At 72.6% G+C, this 19,514-nt stretch carries 14 protein-coding genes; 11 read left to right on the top strand and 3 right to left on the bottom strand.

What is annotated here, in order from left to right; genetic code table 11:
• Positions 1–5 precede the first annotated feature (5 nt).
• Positions 6–1,532 (bottom strand): S1C family serine protease, encoded by a 1,527-nt coding sequence (locus M3677_RS07310; protein ID WP_251160134.1) that lies wholly within the window; start codon positions 1,530–1,532, stop codon positions 6–8.
• Positions 1,533–1,721: 189 nt separating this feature from the next.
• Between M3677_RS07310 and M3677_RS07305 the strand changes: the two genes are divergently transcribed.
• From M3677_RS07305 to M3677_RS07275, 7 genes are all read left to right on the top strand, one after another.
• Complete coding sequence (locus tag M3677_RS07305) at positions 1,722–2,774, top strand: iron ABC transporter permease (RefSeq protein ID WP_209683112.1); 1,053 nt, start codon at positions 1,722–1,724, stop codon at positions 2,772–2,774.
• Entirely contained in the window at positions 2,771–3,751 is a 981-nt protein-coding gene (locus M3677_RS07300) for an iron chelate uptake ABC transporter family permease subunit (protein WP_251154921.1), read from the top strand. The genes M3677_RS07305 and M3677_RS07300 overlap by 4 nt, the downstream gene beginning before the upstream one ends.
• 577 nt (positions 3,752–4,328) lie before the next feature.
• Positions 4,329–6,764 (top strand): glycosyltransferase family 2 protein, encoded by a 2,436-nt coding sequence (locus M3677_RS07295; protein ID WP_251160133.1) that lies wholly within the window; start codon positions 4,329–4,331, stop codon positions 6,762–6,764.
• Positions 6,764–8,362 (top strand): chitinase, encoded by a 1,599-nt coding sequence (locus M3677_RS07290; protein WP_251154923.1) that lies wholly within the window; start codon positions 6,764–6,766, stop codon positions 8,360–8,362. Before M3677_RS07295 ends, M3677_RS07290 begins: the two co-directional genes overlap by 1 nt.
• 190 nt (positions 8,363–8,552) lie before the next feature.
• The gene (locus M3677_RS07285) at positions 8,553–9,032 is read left to right on the top strand and encodes an FHA domain-containing protein (RefSeq protein ID WP_066653698.1); all 480 of its coding nucleotides are present in this window, start codon (positions 8,553–8,555) and stop codon (positions 9,030–9,032) included.
• On the top strand, positions 9,032–9,736 hold the full coding sequence (locus tag M3677_RS07280; RefSeq protein ID WP_066653699.1) for a MerR family transcriptional regulator: 705 nt from the start codon (positions 9,032–9,034) through the stop codon (positions 9,734–9,736). Before M3677_RS07285 ends, M3677_RS07280 begins: the two co-directional genes overlap by 1 nt.
• Positions 9,737–9,935: 199 nt before the next feature.
• Entirely contained in the window at positions 9,936–10,496 is a 561-nt protein-coding gene (locus tag M3677_RS07275) for a MerR family transcriptional regulator (protein ID WP_066658032.1), read from the top strand.
• Positions 10,497–11,241: 745 nt separating this feature from the next.
• Here the strand turns inward: M3677_RS07275 and M3677_RS07270 are convergent.
• Positions 11,242–12,054 carry a ParA family protein gene (locus tag M3677_RS07270; RefSeq protein WP_058729211.1) on the bottom strand — a complete coding sequence of 271 codons (813 nt, stop codon included), beginning with the start codon at positions 12,052–12,054 and terminating at the stop codon, positions 11,242–11,244.
• Positions 12,055–12,114: 60 nt separating this feature from the next.
• Here M3677_RS07270 and M3677_RS07265 point away from each other — a divergent pair, with 60 nt between their 5' ends.
• From M3677_RS07265 to M3677_RS18005, 3 genes are all read left to right on the top strand, one after another.
• A complete protein-coding gene (locus M3677_RS07265; RefSeq protein ID WP_251160132.1) occupies positions 12,115–15,525 on the top strand; it encodes a pyruvate carboxylase in 3,411 nt (1,136 codons plus the stop codon).
• Position 15,526: 1 nt separating this feature from the next.
• Positions 15,527–16,030, top strand: coding sequence for a peptide deformylase (locus M3677_RS07260; RefSeq protein ID WP_066653701.1), 504 nt, complete (start codon positions 15,527–15,529; stop codon positions 16,028–16,030).
• Positions 16,031–16,219: 189 nt separating this feature from the next.
• Positions 16,220–16,345, top strand: coding sequence for a hypothetical protein (locus tag M3677_RS18005; protein WP_268746771.1), 126 nt, complete (start codon positions 16,220–16,222; stop codon positions 16,343–16,345).
• 111 nt (positions 16,346–16,456) lie between these two features.
• On the opposite strand, the gene M3677_RS07255 is transcribed toward M3677_RS18005, so the two are convergent.
• A complete protein-coding gene (locus tag M3677_RS07255) occupies positions 16,457–18,304 on the bottom strand; it encodes a long-chain fatty acid--CoA ligase (protein WP_251160131.1) in 1,848 nt (615 codons plus the stop codon).
• A gap of 233 nt (positions 18,305–18,537) precedes the next feature.
• Here M3677_RS07255 and M3677_RS07250 point away from each other — a divergent pair, with 233 nt between their 5' ends.
• A complete protein-coding gene (locus M3677_RS07250) occupies positions 18,538–19,491 on the top strand; it encodes an ROK family glucokinase (RefSeq protein WP_066653706.1) in 954 nt (317 codons plus the stop codon).
• Positions 19,492–19,514 lie beyond the last annotated feature (23 nt).

Here is a 19,514-nt window from a genome sequence, read left to right as displayed (position 1 = left end):
CCTCGCTAGGCGGCGGGGCCTGCGGTCAGGGTCACCGTCACGGTGTGCGCCGTGCCCGAGGCATCGGTGTAGCCGACCTGCACCCGGTCACCGACGGCGTGCGAGCGGATCGAGGACGTCAGTGCGTCGTTGCTCGTGACCGCCGTGCCGTCGAGGCTCGTGATGGTGTCGCCGGCGACCAGTCCCGCTGCTGCGGCGCCCGAACCGTCGACGGTCCCGGCGACCGGCACACCCGCGGTGGTCTGCGTCGTCGCGGTCGAGCCGACCTCGACGCCGAGGAACGCCGGCAGGCCGATCGTGACGGTGTCCGAGGACTCCCCGGCGAGGATCTTGTCCGCGATGGCCTTCGCGGTCGTGATCGGGATCGCGTACCCGGTGACCTCGGCGGAGCCCGACGACGCCGCGGTGGCCATGCCGACCACCTCGCCCTCGCTGTCCAGGACCGGACCGCCGGAGTCGCCCGGGACGATCTGCGCGGCGACCTCGATCAGGCCCTGCAACGACTCCGTGCCCGTGCCGGACTCGCTCTGCACCTGGATGTCCTGGTCGAGGGCGGTGACCGTGCCCGCGGCGGCGACGAGGTTGCCCGTGCCCTCCGCGTTGCCGACGTCCGTCACCGCGTCACCCGTCGACGGTTCGCCGTCGTCGTCGAGCGTCACCGTGGACAGGCCGGACGCGTCCTGCAGCTTGAGCACGGCCACGTCGTGCGTGGCATCGGTGCCGACGACCTCGGCCCGGTACTGCTTGCCGGTCGTCTCGTCGGTGACCGCGATGCTCGTGGCGCCCTGCACCACGTGGTTGTTCGTCAGGACGAAGCCGTCCGAGGTGAGGACCATGCCGGTGCCCGCGGCCTGCGACGAGGTGTCGTAGTTCATCACGGTGTCGATCGTCACGACGCCCTTCGTCTGGGCCGCGGTCGCCGGGGTCGCGGCGGTCTGCGTGCCCGTGCCCGTGCCGGTACCGCTGCCGCTGCCGCTGCCGCTGCTGCCGTCGCTGCCCGAGCCGTTCCCGTACCCGGGCACGGTGAAGCCGTTCGTCCCGCCGCTCGTGCCGGAGCCACCGCCCGGCAGCGTCGTGGTGCCCTGCGACTGGCTCGACGTGGTCGTGGTGCCCTGCGAGGACAGGCCGAGCGCCGTCCCGCCGGCCGCGCCGATGATCGCCAGCGCCGCGACGCCCGAGCCGATGACGAGTCCGAGCCGCCGGGGGCGCTTCGCGCCGGGGTGGTTCGCTGCCGCCGCGCCCGAGGTCCAGCCCCAGGGGGTGCTGCCGGCCGTCGCGCCTGCTGCCGCCGTGCTCGTGCTCGCGGTACCGGGACGCGGGTCCGTGGGACCGCCGAGGGCCGCGCTGCCGAGCAGGTACGGGCCGCGACCGTCCGGGGTGTAGGCGTACGGCCCCGAGCCGTCGGTGCCGTACAGCCACGGGCCGCTGCCGTCGAAGGCGTACGCCGGGCGGAGGGTGTCGCGGTCGGCGTGCGGGGCCTCCCAGCCGGGACGGTCGGTCGCGCGCTGGTCGTCGGCGGGGTTCTCGTTCATGGGTGCTCTCCGGTCGTCCCTCGACCACCCGAGGGGTGGCGGTTCGTTCCTCGACGACCCGGTCGGGCGTCGACGGAGACCAGTACAGGAGCCGAACCCATGACGACCCTATGAACGGACCCTGTGCCGGCTCCGGGCTTCCTCGGGGGCCGCCGAACGAGGGGCGGGATTAGGCTTGCCGCACTTCCCATGCGCGCGTCCTCACCCGTCACCCCTGCAGTCCGGCCCCGCCCGGCACCCGCCTCGCGGTCCCGTCTCGTCGGGGCAGCGCTGCTCGCCGTCGCCGTCCTCGTGGTGGCCGTCGCGCTCTCCGTGGCGTTCGGCTCGCGCCCGATCCCGCTCGGCACCGTCCTCGACGTCGTCCTGCACCCGCACCGGGACGACGAGGTGGGACTCATCGTGCTCGGCAACCGCGTCCCGCGCACCGTCGTGGGGCTGCTCGCCGGCGCCGCGCTCGGGGTGGCCGGCGCCGTGATGCAGGGCGTGACCCGCAACCCGCTGGCCGACCCGAGCATCCTCGGCATCAACGCCGGAGCAGCCCTCGCCGTGGTCGTCGGGATCGCGGTGTTCGGCATCAGCGGGACCGCCGCGTACCTGCCCTTCGCCTTCGTCGGGGCCGGGCTCGCGGCGCTGCTCGTCTACGGCATCGCGGCCGTCGCCCGGCGGGGCCTGTCGCCGGTGGGCCTCGCGCTCGCCGGAGCGGTCGTCGCCGCCGCCCTGTCGTCGGTCACCACGGCGGTCCTCGTGTCGAGCCAGAGCCTGCTCGACCAGCTGCGCTTCTGGCAGGTCGGAGCGCTCGCCGGCAAGGACCTCGGCACCGCCGGCGTCGTGGCCGTCCCCGTCCTCGTCGGACTCGTCGTGGCCGCCGGGCTGGGACGCTCCCTGAACACCCTCGCGCTCGGGGACGAGCTCGCCGCGTCGCTCGGCCAGCGGGTCGTGCTCGTCCGCATCGTCGGCGGTCTCGTGACGGTCCTGCTCGCGGGGTCCGCGGTGGCAGCCGCCGGACCGATCGCGTTCGTCGGCCTCGCCGTCCCGCACGCTGTCCGCCGACTGAGCGGGCCCGACCAGCGCTGGACGATCCTCCTGTCCGCCCTCGTCGCACCCGCGCTCCTGCTCGTCGCCGACGTGATCGGGCGGGTCGTCGCGTACCCGGGGGAGCTGCAGGTCGGCATCGTGACCGCGCTCATCGGTGCCCCGGTGTTCATCTGGCTCGTCCGGTCGCGGGTGGTGACCGGCCTGTGACCGCGGTCCGTCGCGAGCTCGCCGTCCTCGGCGCGGTGGTCGTGCTCCTGGTCGCCCTCGTGCTCGTCGGGCTCGGGGTGGGGGAGATCCCGCTCTCGCCGCTGCAGGTCGCCGGCGCCCTGGTCGGACACGGCGACACCGTCTCGGACTTCGTGGTCGGGCAGCTCCGCGGCCCCCGGGTCGCCGGTGCCGTGCTGGTCGGTGCCGCGCTGGGCGCCGCCGGCGGCATCGTGCAGAGCGTCGTCCGCAACCCGATCGCGAGCCCCGACGTCATCGGCATCACGTCGGGCGCGAGTGCCTCGGGGCTGACGGCGATCGTGCTCTTCGGGGCGAGCGGCGGTGTGCTCTTCGGGTCCGTCGTCGTCGGCGCCCTGCTCGTGTCGGTCGTCATCGCCGCGCTCTCCTGGCGTCGGGGGATCACCGGCAACCGCGTCGTCCTGGTCGGCATCGGGGTGGCGGCGATCTGCCTCAGCATCACCGGCTGGATGCTGACCGCGGGCACCGTCCAGCAGGCGGGCACCGCGCTCCTCTGGCTCTCGGGCAGCCTGAACGCGGTGGACCGCACCCTCGTCGGCATCCTCGCGGTCGCCGTCGTCCTGCTCCTGGCCGCTGCGCTCGCGCAGTCCCGCCGGCTGACGGTCCTCGCGCTCGGGGACGAGGTGGCCGCCGCCCTCGGACTCCGGCCCGACCGCGCGAAGTCGCTCCTGCTCCTCACCGCCGTCGGCCTCACCGCGGGAGCGGTCGCGACGGCGGGCCCGGTCGCCTTCGTCGCGCTGATGGCGGCACCCATCGGACGCCGTCTCGTCGGCAACGGGCGGGTCGCGCTCGGCGTCGTCGCGGCCGTCGGCGCGGTCGTCACGCTCGCGAGCGACCTGCTGGCGCAGTTCGCGATCCCCGGCAACGCCCTGCCGGTCGGTGTGGTCACGGGCGTGGTCGGGGCGCCGTACCTGCTCTGGCTCCTCGCACGCGGGCGGTAGGCGCGGTACCCGGCCCTGCCGGGCGTGCCTGGTCGTTCCGGGCGTACCTGGTCGTTCCGGGCGTACCCGGCCCTGCGAGGCGTACCTGGTCGTTCCGGGCGTACCTGGTCGTTCCGGGCGTACCTGGTCGTCCTGATCCACCAGGTACGCCCGTTCCCGCAAGGCATCCCACCCGTTCTGGGAAGGAACGGGCGCACGGAACGGGTGTCGGCGATCGACGCACGCATGCACGGACGGACGGGAGGCGCGGTGCGGGCCGGCACCGCGCCTCCCGTCCGTCGCATGGTCGCGCTGGTTGCGCATGGCGGCCCTGGCGGCGCTGGCGGCGCTGGTTGCGCTGGTGACGCGGGGCGGTGCCGGCCGAAGCGGCGGGCGTGCCCCCCCCCGCCCCGTGCGGGAAACCGCGCGCGGTCCCGCGATGCCGCACCGCGCTGCGTGATGCCGCACACAACCGCCCGGACCCCCCGTTCGGGTGTCGGCGGCCTGCGGGATCTCTCGTACCGTCGTCCCGACCGACCGGACCCCCGACAGCGCCCGACCCGACGGAGTGCTGGTCCGGAAGGAACGAAGGACTGCCATGCCCGATCCGTCTGCCGGCGCACCGACGCGCCGTCGTCAGTGGGGTGCCGAGCGCCGGACCCGTCCGCTCGACACCCTGCACGCACGCCCCTCCGACCGGAAGCTCGTCTCCGGTCGCGTGGCGATCATCCTGACCGTCGCCTTCTGGCTGGCGTACGTCGTCTACACCGTGATCCGCCAGTTCCTCGACTACGGCACCGAGAGCTTCCGCTTCACCACCGAGGCGATCTCGTACCTCGTCGTCGTCACCTTCCTGACCTTCTCCGCGCTCATGCACCTGGTGGCCCGCCAGGGTGCGATGGAGCGGTTCGCGAGCCACGTGCGGGTCCCGCGCGCCGAGCTCGACCGACACTTCGCCTCCGGCCACGAGGCGCCGATGACCGTCCTCGTCCCGAGCTACGCCGAGGAGCCGGACGTCGTCGCGACCACGCTCTGGTCGGCAGCGCTCCAGGAGTACCCGTCCCTGCGCGTCGTCCTGCTCGTCGACGACGCGCCGTTCCCGACCGACCCGGCGACGCTCGACAAGCTGGAGCGCACGCGCGCGGTCGCGGACCGCATCCAGGCGCAGCTCGAGGTCCCCTCGCGCCGGTTCCAGGAAGCGCTCTTCTCGGCCGAGGTCGAGGCGGACGCCGCACCGTTCGCCAGCACGCACGCGCTCCGGACCCTCGTCGAGCACCACCGCTGGGCCGACGCGTGGCTCCGCCGGAACGCCCGGGAACACGAGGTCGCCGACCACGTCGACCGGTTCTTCCACGACCAGGTGCTCGTCGGGCTCGCCGACGAGTTCCGGCTGACCGCCGAGGCCCTCGAAGCGGCCATCGCCGACGCCGTCGCCCTCGGTCAGGACTTCAGCGAGGTGACCTCGGCGCGGGCGCTCGAGCTGCAGCGCCGTCTCGCCTGGACCTTCACGGCGGAACTGACCACGTTCGAGCGGAAGCGGTACGTGAACCTCTCCGACGAGGCCAACAAGGCGATGAACCTCAACGCCTACATCGGACTCATGGGCGGGGCGTACGCGTTCGACGAGACCGCGTCCGGGACCGTCCTGCGCACCGTGGACGACGCCGGCGCGGCCGACCTCGTGGTCCCGGCGTCGGACTACCTCCTGACGCTCGATGCCGACTCCGTCCTGCTCCGCGACTACTGCCTGCGCCTGGTCTACTTCCTCGAGCAGCCGGAGAACGCCCGGGTCGCCGTGACGCAGACCCCGTACTCGTCCTTCCGCGGCGCTGCCACGCGCATCGAGCGGCTCGCGGGGGCCACCACCGACATCCAGCACATCCTCCACCAGGGGATGTCCCGGTACGACGCGACGTTCTGGGTCGGGGCGAACGCCGTCATCCGCACCCAGGCGCTCCGTGACATCGAGGAGGTCGAGACCGTCGGCGGCTTCGAGGTGAAGCGCTACGTCCAGGACCGCACCGTGATCGAGGACACCGAGTCGAGCGTCGACCTCGGCATGCACGGCTGGACGCTCGTCAACTACCCGGAGCGGCTCTCGTACAGTGCCACGCCGCCGGACTTCGGGTCGCTCGTCGTCCAGCGCCGCCGCTGGGCGAACGGCGGCCTCCTCATCCTGCCGAAGTACGTCCGCCAGGTCCGTGAGCGCCGGGCACGAGGCGAGCGGGTCGGTCTCGTCGAGATGGCGCTGCGCGTCAACTACATGGCGTCGATCACCTGGGCGTCGTTCGGGCTCGTCTTCCTGCTCGCGTACCCGTACGACTCGCGGCTGCTCAGCCCGATGGTGCTGCTCGCGGCGCTGCCCTACTTCTGGCTGCTGTCGAGCGACCTGCGGTACTGCGGCTACAAGCGCACGGACGTCTTCCGCATCTACGGCTTCAACCTCATCCTCACGCCGGTGAACGTCGCGGGCGTGCTCAAGAGCATCCAGCAGGCCCTCACGGCGAAGAAGATCCCGTTCGCGCGGACGCCCAAGGTGCGGGACCGCACGGCCTCGCCGGCGCTCTACGTCCTCGCGCCCTACGCGATCGTCGCCTTCTCGGTCTTCACCTTCGTCCGCGACTACGGCGCGCAGAACTGGGGGAACGCGGTCTTCGCCGCCTTCAACGCGCTCCTCGCCACCTACGCGATCGTCGCCTACATCGGCGTGTGGAACTCCGTGGTCGACGTCTGGCTGTGGGCCACGCGCTGGATGTACTACGACCCGTCGGCGCGCGCAGCCCGTCGTGCCGCTCGTCGTACCGCTCGTGCGGCCGCCCGTGCCGACCGTCGGCGCGGACGTCGTCGCGGCGGTGTCCGCCCGGTCCCGGAGCCCGTCCTCGAGGACTGGCACGCGGTCCTGTACTTCGGACACGGCGGCGGCAACCTGCCCGTCCGGCACGACGCCGACGTCGTCGGGGCGGCGGGCGCAGGTGGCACCGCGTCCGCCCAGGCCGACGCGACCGGCCCGCGCCAGGAACGGAGCGCAGCCTGATGTCGACGACGAGACGACTCTCCCCGGTCCGGGTCACCATCGCGGTCGTGGTCGCCGCCGCCGTCGCCGTGGCCGGGTACGCCGGCTTCGACCGCTGGCACTCGGCGCAGGCGACCGAACGGCAACCAGCGTGGTTCGCCGCGTACACCGACGTCACCGCGACCCCGGTCTTCGCGTTCGAGGACGTCAAGTCGGCCAAGGGACGCAACGTCATGCTGTCCTTCGTCGTCGCCGACCACGACGACGCCTGCTCGCCGACCTGGGGCTCGTACTACTCGCTGCAGGGTGCGGCGGACCAGCTCGACCTCGACCGCCGTGTCGCCCGTCTGCAGCAGCAGCACGGCGAGGTCGGGGTGTCGTTCGGCGGCCTGGCGAACGACGAGCTCGCCACCACCTGCACGAAGGCGTCCGCCCTGCTGGGTGCCTACCGGCAGGTCGTGCAGCGCTACGACCTGTCGACCGTCGACTTCGACGTCGAGGGCGACGACCTCACGAACCGCGCTGCGGGGGAGCGGCGTGCGAAGGCGGTGGCGGCGCTCCAGGACGAGCGCCGGGCCGCCGGTCACCCGCTCGCGGTGTGGCTCACCCTGCCGGCCGCGCCCTCGGGGCTGACGTCCGACGGGACCACCGCGGTCGCACAGTTCCTCGCCGCCGGCGTGGACCTCGCCGGGGTGAACGCGATGACGATGGACTACGGCGAGGCCAAGGGGTCGAGCCAGAGCATGTACTCGGCATCGGTGCAGGCGCTGCAGGAGGTCCAGCGACAGCTCGGTGTCCTGTACCAGCGCGCGGGCACGCCCCTCGGTGACGGCACCCTCTGGCACAAGGTCGGGGCGACGCCCATGATCGGGCAGAACGACGTCCGTGACGAGGTGTTCTCGCTCAGCGATGCCCGGAAGCTCAACGCCTGGGCGCGCGACCGCGGGCTGGGGCGCATGTCGATGTGGTCGCTCAACCGTGACACCACGTGTGGGTCGAACTACGTGAACCTGTCGACCGTCTCGAACTCGTGCTCCGGCGTCGACCAGGACGGACTGCTCTTCGCCGACGTGCTCGGCAAGGGGTTCGGCGGCGGGATCGTCGCGGCGGCCTCCGACGTCACGGAGGCCGAGCCCTCCGCCACCGAGCAGCCCACCGACGACCCGAAGACCAGTCCCTACCCGGTCTGGGACCAGGACGCGTCCTACCTCGAGGGCACGAAGGTGGTGTGGCACCGCAACGTCTACGAGGCGAAGTGGTGGACGTCGGGCGACCTGCCGGACGATCCGGTGCTCAGCGCGTACGAGACGCCGTGGCAGATCATCGGCCCGGTCCTGCCGGGGGAGAAGCCCGTGGAACCGCTGACCCTGCCCGACGGGACCTACGCCGCGTGGTCGGGGACGAAGCAGTACGACACGGGCGCCCGCGTCCTGTTCCACGGCATCCCGTACCAGTCGAAGTGGTGGAACACCGGCGACAGCCCCGAGGCGTCCACGAGCGACCCGGACGGGTCGCCCTGGGTCCGTCTGAAGGATGCCGAGGTGCGTCGGATCCTCGACGGGCTCGCCTCGGGCGAGCCGGCGCCGACCGCCACCGCGACGGCGACGCCGGCACCGTGACGACGCACCCCGTGATCCGGTCCGGCCTGGAGGCACGGTGCGGGTCCGCCCCGTGCCTCCCGTCCGTCGGCTGGGTCACGGCGGTGTGTTCGCTGTGCGCGTGCTCCTGAGTTCTCCCCAGCCCCGTTCGGGGCTCCCGCGAGGTCACCCGTTTCCGATACGCTGGTGCGCCAAGAGGAGGAGGTCCACGATGCCAGAGCCAGTGGTCCCGCAGCCGGGTGGTCAGAAGACTCCGGAACAGCGGCTGGTCGACACGACCCTGACCTTCAGCATGGACATGGGAGCGGCCCTGACGGCCGAGTCCGGTGTCTCGACCGAGGAGCGCGAGGCGATCAACGCCCTGCCCTCGGGTTCGGCGTTGCTGGTGGTCCGGCGTGGTCCGAACGTCGGCGCGCGGTTCCTCCTCGACTCCGACGTCACGACGGCCGGTCGGCACCCCGCTGCCGACATCTTCCTCGACGACGTCACGGTGTCGCGGAAGCACGCGCAGTTCCTCCGCCACGGCACGGCCTTCAGCGTCAAGGACAACGGGTCGCTGAACGGCACCTACTTCGACGGCGTACGCATCGACGAGGCACTCCTCACCGACGGTGCCGAGGTGCAGGTCGGCAAGTTCCGCCTCACGTTCTACGCATCCCGGGTCGACCTGGCGCGCCTGGCGACCGCGTAGTGGCTGCGCGGTCCGCCGCAGCCCGGGCCGGTGCTGCGGTACCGGACCTGCTCACCATCGGGCAGGTCATCGCCCGGTTGAAGCCCGACTTCCCCGACCTGTCGAGCTCGAAGCTCCGCTTCCTCGAGGAACGCGAGCTCGTCACGCCGATCCGCACCGCCAGCGGGTACCGGAAGTTCTCGGCGGCCGACGTCGAGCGGCTCCGGATCGTGCTCGGTCTGCAGCGTGACCACTACCTGCCGCTCAAGGTCATCAAGGACTACCTCGCCGATCTCGACGCGGGGCGCGAGCCCGTCCTGCCCGGCGGCGGTGACGCCCCGAGGCCGTCGATCCTCGGCCGCGAGCGTCGGTACACGCGGGACGAGACCGTCCGCGCTGCAGGTGCCTCGCCGATGCTGCTGACCGACGCGGTCTCGGCGTCGTTGCTGCCCGCAGCCGACACCTACGGCGACGACGCCGTGGCGGTGCTCAAGGCCCTCGTTGAACTGCAGCGCACCGGCATCGAGCCGCGGCACCTGCGCACCATGCGCGGTGTCGTCGAGCGCGAGGTCGGCCTGATCGAGTCGGCCCTCATGCCGGTGTCCCGTCGGGGTGACGCCACCTCGCGGGCCAAGGCGACGGAGCTCGCGCGCGAGATCGCCGGGCAGCTCGAGGTCGTCCGGTCGAACCTGATCCGCACGGCGATCGGCCGACTCGACGCATGACCGGCGACCGGTCGGTGTCCGGACCGGGGCTGCGCCCTGTCGACCGTCGGTGGTCGGGGCGTATCCTCGACACGCCGGACGCGCCGGTGCGGATGTGCCGGGCAGACCGTGTCCGAGTCGCTACCGTGGACCTCGGAACAACTCTCAACCCGTCGTTGAACCTTCTGGTGGGAGCTCGAACGTCGTGGAAGGCATGCACATGAGTGGGACTGACACCCCCGGTACCGAGTCCGAGATGACTCGGTACGACCTCGGCCTGCTCTTCACCGACGGCCTCCCCGAGCACGACGAGCAGAACGGCTACCGCGGCACCGTCGCCGCACGCGCGGCCGGCATCTCGTACCGACAGCTCGACTACTGGGCCCGCACCGAGCTCGTGCAGCCGACCATCCGCGGCGCTGCCGGGTCGGGGTCGCAGCGGCTCTACGGCTTCCGGGACATCCTGGTGCTCAAGCTCGTCAAGCGACTCCTCGACACCGGGATCTCGCTGCAGCAGATCCGCACCGCCGTGAACCAGCTCCGCGAGTCCGGCGTGTCCGACCTCGCCCAGACGACGCTGATGTCCGACGGGGCGTCGGTCTACCTGTGCACCTCGGACGACGAGGTCATCGACCTGGTGTCCCGCGGCCAGGGCGTGTTCGGCATCGCGGTCGGCAAGGTCCTGCGCGAGGTCGAGAGCTCCCTGGTCGAGCTCGACGCCACCCCCGCTGCGGACCCCGCCGACGAGCTCGCCGCCCGCCGGGCGAACCGCGCGTCCTAGCCGCTCCTCGCCCTCCCGCTCGTCCGGCTCGTCCGGTGAGTCGTCGGTGCGTCGTCGGTGCCCTCGACCGGGCCAGATCTGTCACGCTCGCGCCGTCCGACGACGTCCCGGACCCACTCGGCGTCCCACCAGCGGCGTGTCGTGCCCACTCGGCACTCGGCAGACCCCGCCCGGCGGCCGACGACCCGCGTGTCCTGCCCACTCGGCGTTCGAGCACCGACCTTCGGCTGCTGAGACCCGAGCCCCGACCCCCGGGACGCGAGCCCCGACCCCGAGCCCCGGCCCCCGGGACGCGAGCCCCGAGCCCGGGCCCCGGCCCCCGGGCGGGTGGTTCCGGTCGCGCGAACTGCCGCGAGTGTCCGTCTCGGTCGGACGACTTGCCGCTCAGCTCCCGTGCGGACGGCATGTCGTGCGACCAGGACCGTCGACGACTGCATCGAGTCGAGCGTGCGACATCTCGGCCGTTCAGCGGATGACGGGCCCGAACGGTCGAGGGCTCGCCTCGGTGCGCATCGGCTTCAGTGCGCGCCGATCCGAGCGAGCACGACATGCCGCCGGGTCGTCACGGCGCGGGCGGGATCCGTCGTCCGGGGACCTCGACCGTGACAGATGTTGCGCGCTCGACGGCCGGCCCAGCGCGAAGCCGGTCCGGGGACGGCGAGCGTGACAGATGTTGCGCGCTCGACGGTCAGCCGAGCGCGAAGCCGGTCCGGGGGAGGAAGCCGGCCCGGAGAGGCGGCAGCGCCTAGGCGGCGCCGCCCTCGGCGTACGGACCGATCTTGCCCGTGCGCATGATGCGCTCGAGCAGCTGGTCGAAGTTCTTCGCCATCTCCTGCGCCGACTCGCCGGGCCACACGTGCAGGGGCTTCGCCGCGCCCTGCGCCTGCTGCAGCGACGTGCGCTCGGGCAGCTGCGGCGAGAGCACGAGCGGGCCGAACATGTCCCGGAGTTCCTTGATGCGGAACTGGTGCTCGAGCGACTGCACGCGCGCCCGGTTCACGATGATGCCGAGCGGCTGCAGGCGGGGGGAGAGCCCACGGCGGATCTCCTCGATCGCACGGAGCGCGCGGTCCGCGGCGGCGACGGAGAACAGGCCCGGCTCGGTGACCACGGTCACGCGGTCCGAGGCAGCCCAGGCGGTGCGGGTCAGGGCGTTGAGCGACGGGGCGCAGTCGATGAGGACCAGCTCGTAGTCCTGCTCGACGTTCGCCAGTGCCTCCTCCAGCTTCCAGATGTCCCGGATGGAGGGGTGGGGACCGTCGAAGTTGATGGCGGACGGCGACCCGACGAGCACGTCGACCTTGCCCTGCGAGCCCTTCGTCCACCCGGACGGGGCGATCGCCTGGCGGACGATCTTCTCCTTCGGGTTCTCGAGGACGTCGGCGACGTTGAGGTGGCCGGAGATGTCGATGTCGAGGCCGGTCGAGACGTCGGACTGCGGGTCGAGGTCCACCACCAGCGTGCGCAGTCCCTTGGCGAACGCGGCCGATGTCAGGCCGAGCGTCACCGTCGTCTTGCCGACACCACCCTTGAGGGAGCTCACGCTGAGTACATGCACGGTGAGCCACGTTACCGCCAGTAAGGTTGTGACACCTCAACCCGGGCTGAAAGGGACGTCGTGTTCAGCAAGATCCTCGTGGCGAACCGTGGCGAGATCGCCATACGCGCGTTCCGTGCCGCGTACGAGCTGGGGGCCCGGACGGTGGCCGTCTACCCGTACGAGGACCGCGGATCCCTGCACCGGCTGAAGGCCGACGAGGCCTACGTGATCGGCGAGCCGGGGCACCCGGTCCGCGCCTACCTGGACGTCTCCGAGATCATCCGTGTCGCCCGCGAGTCGGGTGCCGACGCGATCTACCCGGGGTACGGCTTCCTCTCCGAGAACCCGGAGCTGGCCGCCGCTGCCGCCGCTGCGGGGATCACGTTCATCGGGCCGGGCGAGCACGTCCTCGAGATGGCCGGCAACAAGGTCACCGCGAAGGAGCACGCGATCGCCGCCGGTGTCCCGGTCCTCGCGAGCACCCCGCCGAGCCGCGACGTCGACGAGTTGCTCGCGGGCGCCGACGCCGTCGGGTTCCCGGTCTTCGCGAAGGCGGTCGCCGGCGGCGGTGGGCGCGGGATGCGCCGCGTGGAGACGAAGGCCGAGCTCCGCGAGGCGCTCGAGGCCGCGATGCGCGAGGCCGACAGCGCGTTCGGCGACCCGACGATGTTCCTCGAGCAGGCCGTCCTGCGTCCGCGGCACATCGAGGTGCAGATCCTCGCGGACGCCACGGGCACGGACGACGGCACGATCCACCTCTTCGAGCGCGACTGCTCGGTGCAGCGCCGCCACCAGAAGGTGGTGGAGATCGCACCGGCGCCCGACCTCGATCCGGCGATCGCCGCCGCGCTCCACCGTGACGCCGTCGCCTTCGCCCGGTCGATCGGCTACGTCAACGCCGGCACCGTCGAGTTCCTCCTCGACACCGAGGGCGAGCGTGCCGGTCAGCACGTCTTCATCGAGATGAACCCGCGCATCCAGGTCGAGCACACCGTGACGGAGGAGGTGACGGACGTCGACCTCGTGCAGTCGCAGATGCGCATCGCCGCGGGGGAGACCCTCGCCGACCTCGGGCTCGCGCAGGACACCGTCGCCGTGCACGGTGCGGCGCTGCAGACCCGCATCACGACCGAGGACCCGACGCAGGGCTTCCGTCCGGACACCGGACGCATCACGACCTACCGCAGCCCGGGTGGCGCGGGGGTCCGGCTCGACGGCGGCACGGTCGCGACGGGTGCGCAGATCAGCCCGCACTTCGACTCGATGCTCGCGAAGATGACCTGCCGTGGGCGGGACTTCCCGGCGGCCGTCGCCCGGGCGAAGCGTGCCCTGGCCGAGTTCCGCATCCGCGGCGTGAGCACGAACATCCCGTTCCTGCAGGCCGTGCTCGACGACCCGGACTTCGCCCGTGGTGACGTCTCGACGCAGTTCATCGAGGAGCGCCCGCAGCTCTTCGGCGGCCACGTGTCGAAGGACCGCGGCACGAAGGTGCTCGGGTGGCTCGCCGACGTGACGGTGAACAAGCCGAACGGCGAGCGTCGCCCGCAGACCGTCGAACCGGTCGAGAAGCTCCCGGCCGTCGACCTGTCCGCCGCGCCGCCGTCCGGGCAGCGCGACCTGCTGCTGCAGGTCGGCCCCGCCGAGTGGGCGCGACGGCTCCGCGCCCAGACCGCGCTCGCGGTCACCGAGACGACGATGCGTGACGCCCACCAGTCGCTGCTCGCCACGCGCGTCCGGACGAAGGACCTGGTCGCCGTGGCGCCGCACGTGGCCCGGCTCACCCCGCAGCTGCTGAGCGTCGAGGCCTGGGGCGGAGCGACCTACGACGTCGCCCTGCGCTTCCTCGGCGAGGACCCGTGGGAGCGCCTGGCGGCACTCCGCGGGGCGATCCCGAACATCCCGGTGCAGATGCTGCTGCGCGGGCGCAACACGGTCGGCTACACCCCGTACCCGACCGAGGTCACCGACGCCTTCGTCGCCGAGGCCGCCGCGAGCGGCGTCGACGTCTTCCGTGTGTTCGACGCGCTGAACGACGTCAGCCAGCTGCGTCCCGCCCTGGAGGCCGTGCTCGCGACCGGCACGGCCGTCGCCGAGGCGGCGCTCTGCTACTCCGGCGACCTCCTCGACCCGGCAGAGGACCTCTACACGCTCGACTACTACCTGCGGCTCGCCGAGCAGATGGTGGAGGCCGGCGCGCACGTCATCGGCATCAAGGACATGGCCGGTCTGCTCCGCGCGGGAGCGGCCGAGCGGCTCGTGGGCGCGCTGCGCGAGCGGTTCGACCAGCCCGTGCACGTGCACACGCACGACACCGCCGGCGGGCAGCTCGCGACGCTCCTGGCGGCCAGCCGGGCCGGCGCCGACGCGGTCGACGTCGCGGCGGCGCCGATGGCCGGGACGACGAGCCAGCCGAGCATGTCCGCGCTCGTGGCGGCGCTGGCGCACACCGAGCGCGACACCGGCCTCGACCTGGCCGCGGTCGGCGCGCTCGAGCCCTACTGGGAGGCGGTCCGTCGCGCGTACGCCCCGTTCGAGTCCGGCCTGCCCGGTCCGACCGGCCGCGTGTACCAGCACGAGATCCCCGGCGGGCAGTTGTCGAACCTCCGGCAGCAGGCCATCGCCCTGGGACTCGGCGACCGCTTCGAGCAGGTCGAGGACTGGTACGCCGCGGCGAACCGCATCCTCGGCCGCCCGACCAAGGTCACGCCGTCCTCGAAGGTCGTCGGCGACCTGGCGCTGCAGCTGGCTGCGGTCGGCGCCGACCCCGACGACTTCGAGCAGAACCCGCAGCAGTACGACATCCCCGACTCGGTGATCGGCTTCATGGCCGGCGAGCTCGGCGACCTGCCCGGCGGGTGGCCGGAGCCGTTCCGGTCGAAGGTGCTCGAGGGCCGCGAGGTGAACGTCGGGACGACCCCCGTGCCGGAGGCGGAGCGCGCCGCGCTCGCGACCGCCGGACCCGAGCGGCAGCAGGCCCTCAACCGACTGCTCTTCCCGCAGCCGACCCGGCAGTTCGCCGCGGTGCGGGAGCAGTACGGCGACCTCTCGGTGCTGCCGACCCTCGACTACCTCTACGGTCTGCGTCCCGGGCAGGAGCACGTCGTGCCGCTCGGGCGCGGCGTGGAGCTGCTCGTCGGGCTCGAGGCGATCGGCGAGGTCGACGAGCGGGGCGTGCGCACGGTCATGACGACGCTGAACGGGCAGCTCCGCCCGGTCGCCGTCCGTGACCGCTCGGTCGAGGTCGCGACGAAGGTCGCCGAGCAGGCGGACCCGTCCGACCCGAAGCACGTCGCCGCACCGTTCTCCGGTGTGGTGACGCTCAAGGTCGCCGTCGGTGACGTCGTCCGGGCTGGTCAGCCCGTGGCGAGCATCGAGGCGATGAAGATGGAAGCGGCCATCACGGCGCCCGTGTCGGGCACCGTCGGCCGTCTCGCGATCCCGGTGACCCAGCAGGTGGACGCCGGCGACCTCCTGGTGGTGCTGCAGTAACGTGACCGTCCGTCCCATCCGCCTGTTCGGCGACCCCGTCCTCCGTTCCCCCGCGGACCCGATCGCACCGGACGCCCTCGGTTCGCCGGGCGTGCGCGACCTCGTGCAGGACCTCCTGGACACCGTGCGCGAGCCCGGTCGTGCCGGCGTGGCCGCTCCGCAGATCGGTGTCGGCCTGCGCGCGTTCTCGTACAACGTCGACGGCGAGGTCGGGTACGTGCTCAACCCCGAGGTCGTCGAGGTGCGCGGCGAGGTCGAGCTCATGGACGAGGGCTGCCTGTCCGTCCCCGGGCTCTCCTACCCGACCCCACGCCACCCGTGGGCCAGGGTCCGCGGCGTCGACGTCGACGGCGCCGAGGTCGTCCTCGAGGGCACCGGGCTGATGGCGGAGGCGCTGCAGCACGAGGTCGACCACCTCGACGGCACCGTCTACGTGATGACCCTCGCCCCGGAGGTCCGTCGCGCCGCACTGCGTGACGTCCGCGCCCAGTCCTGGTTCCACTGACCGCGTCCCGAGCACGCGGGCGACCGCGCCCCGGCCGCTCCCGCGACCGACGGCGCACGCGGACGGGCCGCTTCCGGCGACCAGGGCGTGACACCCCTTCGCGGGATTGTCCGAACGTCCCGGTCGCGAGGTACCGTGTCCGCGTCGGCTTCCCACCGACACGGCTCCCACACCCTCAGGACACCCAGCATGACCGTTCAGAACGACGAGCTCAGCTCGCACCGCACCCGCACCAACCGCCGCCCCGACCCCGCGCCGACGACGTCGTCGGTCGCCGTCCTCGACGCGCCGGAGGTGCAGGCCCCGGAGGCCTGATCCGGAAGCGCGTCCGCGACCCGGCGACGGGTCGCGCCCCGCGCGCAGACGACACACGGGAGGCCCGGTGTCGGTCCGTCGGACCGGCACCGGGCCTCCCGTCCGTCGTCCCTACGCGCGGCCCCGTCGTCGGGACGCGACCACGGGGGTGGCCGTGGTCTGGACCTTCGACCCCGAGTAGATGTGCTCGACGTCCGCGGCGAAGTCCCGCAGCACGACGGCGCGCTTGATCGTCAGCTTCGGGGTGAGGTGGCCGGAGGCCTCCGTCAGCTCGGTGTCGACGATGGTGAAGGACCGCACGGACTCGGCCCGGGACACCCGCTGGTTCGCGGTGTCCACGGCCTCCTGCACGGCGACGTGCACGCGCTCGTCGTAGGCCGCCTCGCGCGGCGTGAGCGCGGGGGTGATGCCGCGGGCCTCGCACCACCCGGGGAGCATCTCCCGGTCGAGCGTGACGAGCGCGGCGACGAAGGGCTTGCCCTCGCCGACGACCACCACCTGCCCGACCAGCGGGTGCTCGCGGATGCCGTCCTCGAGCGGTGCCGGCGCGACGTTCTTGCCGCTCGCGGTGACGATGAGCTCCTTCGCCCGACCGGTCACCGTGAGCACCCCGTCGGCGTCGAGCCGCCCGAGGTCGCCCGTGCGGAACCAGCCGTCGCTGAAGGCCTTCGCGGTCGCCTCGTCGTTGTGCCAGTAGCGGTCGAACACGTCGACGCCGCGGATCAGGATCTCGCCGTCGTCGGCGATCCGCACCTCGACGCCCGGGAGTGCTCGACCGACCGTGCCGATGCGGAGCTCGCGCGCCCGGTTCACGGTCGCGGGCGCGGTCGTCTCGGTCAGGCCGTAGCCCTCGAGGATGTGCACGCCGATCGAGCGGAAGAAGTGCGACAAGCGGGGGGAGAGCGGAGCGGAGCCGCTGATCGCGTACTGCACGCGTCCACCGATCGCGTCGCGCAGCTTGGCGTAGACCAGCTTGTCGAACAGCGCGAACCGCAGCTTCAGGCCGAGGGGCACCCGTCCCGCGGCCACCGCCTCGGAGTGCGCGACCGCGACGTCGGCCGCGGCACGGAAGATCCGACCCTTGCCGCCGAGGTCGGCCTTCTGCTCGGCCGAGTTGTAGATCTTCTCGAAGACGCGGGGCACCGCCAGCAGGAAGGTCGGCTTGAACGTCGACACGGCCCGCATGAGGTCGCGGGTGTCCGGCTCGTGGCCGACGAGCACCCCGGTCGAGATCGACATCACCGCGATGAAGCGGGCGAAGACGTGGGCCATCGGGATGAACAGCAGCGTGGAGGACCCGTCGGCGACGACCTCGGGCATCGCCTCGGTGGCGCCCTCGACCGTCCCGGTGAAGTTGTCGTGCCGCAGGACGCACCCCTTCGGGCGTCCGGTGGTGCCCGACGTGTAGATGATCGTCGCGTCGTCGTGCCCGTGCACGTCCGCCGTGCGGGCGTCGAGCTCGGCGTCGGTGACCGTCTCGCCGAGGCGGACCAGGTCGTCGAGACCGCCGCCGTCGATCGTCCAGTGCGGTCCGAGGTGCGGCAGGTCGGGGGCGATCGACGCCACCCGGCGTGCGTGCTCCTCCTGCTCGACCACGATCGCCACGGTCTCCGAGTCGGAGAGGATCCAGCGCACCTGGTCGGGGGAGCTCGTCTCGTAGACCGGCACGGACACGAGCCCCGCGGTCCAGACGGCGAAGTCGACGAGCGTCCACTCCATCCGGGTGCGGGACAGGATCGCGACGTGCGCACCCGGTTCGAGCCCGGCGGCGACGAAGCCCTTCGCGATCCCGCGGACGCGCGCGAGGGTGTCCGCGGCGCTGACGGTCGTCCAGGTGTCGCCGTGCCGCTGGGCGAGGATCGGCCGGTCGGGCGTCCGACGCGCCCGGTCGGAGAGCAGTCGGGCGGCGGAGCCGTGGTCGGGTGCGGAGTTGGGTGCGGGCTGCCGCTGATCGTTCACGGTTGACTCCCTTGTCGGCCGGTGCGATACGAGGACGCCTCGACGATGAGACGTCACCGCCAGCATACGGGCGGAGCGGCACCGGACGGACGGGCTCCGGTGCGGTTCGCAGCACCTCGTCAGCCGTCGGGCGTCGTCGGCCGGCTCCGTGCGGGCAAGCGGTGCCCGGCGCCCACCTCGGTCGCGTTGCCGGCGTTCGGCGTCGCCACGCGGAGACGGTAGGCTCGACCCTCGTGCATGCCATCGGAATCGACATCGGGGGCACCAAGATCGCGGGAGCGGTCGTCTCGGAGCTCGGCGAGATCCTCGCCGAGGACCGCGTCGCCACCAACGCGGCGGACCCGGACGCCATGCTCGACGACGTCGTGACGATGGTCACCCGTCTGCGAGCCGCCCACGACGTGGGAGCGGTCGGTGTCGCGGCACCGGGCTTCATCGACGCGTCGCAGTCGATCGTCTACTACACGCCGAACATCCGCTGGCGGAACGAGCCCCTCCGGCAGAAGCTCCAGGAGCGCCTCGGCGACCTGCACATCACCGTCGACAACGACGCGAACGCCGCCGGCTGGGCGGAGTTCCGCTTCGGTGCCGGTCGCCTCGTGTCCGACATGACGATGCTCACGATCGGGACCGGTGTCGGTGGCGCGATCGTGACCGAGGACCGGCTCTTCCGCGGCGGCTTCGGCACCGGCGGCGAGATCGGTCACCTGCGGATCGTCCCGAACGGCCTGCCCTGCGGCTGCGGCGCCCGCGGCTGCATCGAGCAGTACGGCTCCGGCCGTGCCCTGCAGCGAATGGCGAACGACGTCGCCGACGCCGGCGGCATCGGTTCGGCACTCGCCGACGCGCGCGAGCAGAACGGCGGGCAGCTCGACGGCGCGATCGTCGGCGACCTGATCCTGGCCGACGACCCGGGTGCCCTCGCCGCGCTCCGTCGCCTCGGTCGCCACCTCGGCGAGGCCTGCGCGTCGCTGTCCGCGGTGCTCGACCCGCAGCTGTTCGTCTTCGGCGGCGGTGTCGCGAGCGCCGGCGACCGTCTGCTCGAGCCGATCAAGCAGGCCTACCTCAACAACCTGCCGGCGCGCGGGTACCACCCGGAGCCCGACTTCGTGATCGCCGAGCTCGTGAACGACGCCGGCGTCGTCGGCGCGGCCGACCTCGCCCGCATCCACGCCCGCACGGCGTAGGGTCACCCCGACGGTACGCGCGT

The sequence above is a fragment of the Curtobacterium sp. P97 genome (assembly GCF_023712445.1).
In the GTDB taxonomy this organism is placed as follows: domain Bacteria; phylum Actinomycetota; class Actinomycetes; order Actinomycetales; family Microbacteriaceae; genus Curtobacterium.
This window is presented reverse-complemented; position numbering and strand designations above follow the sequence as displayed.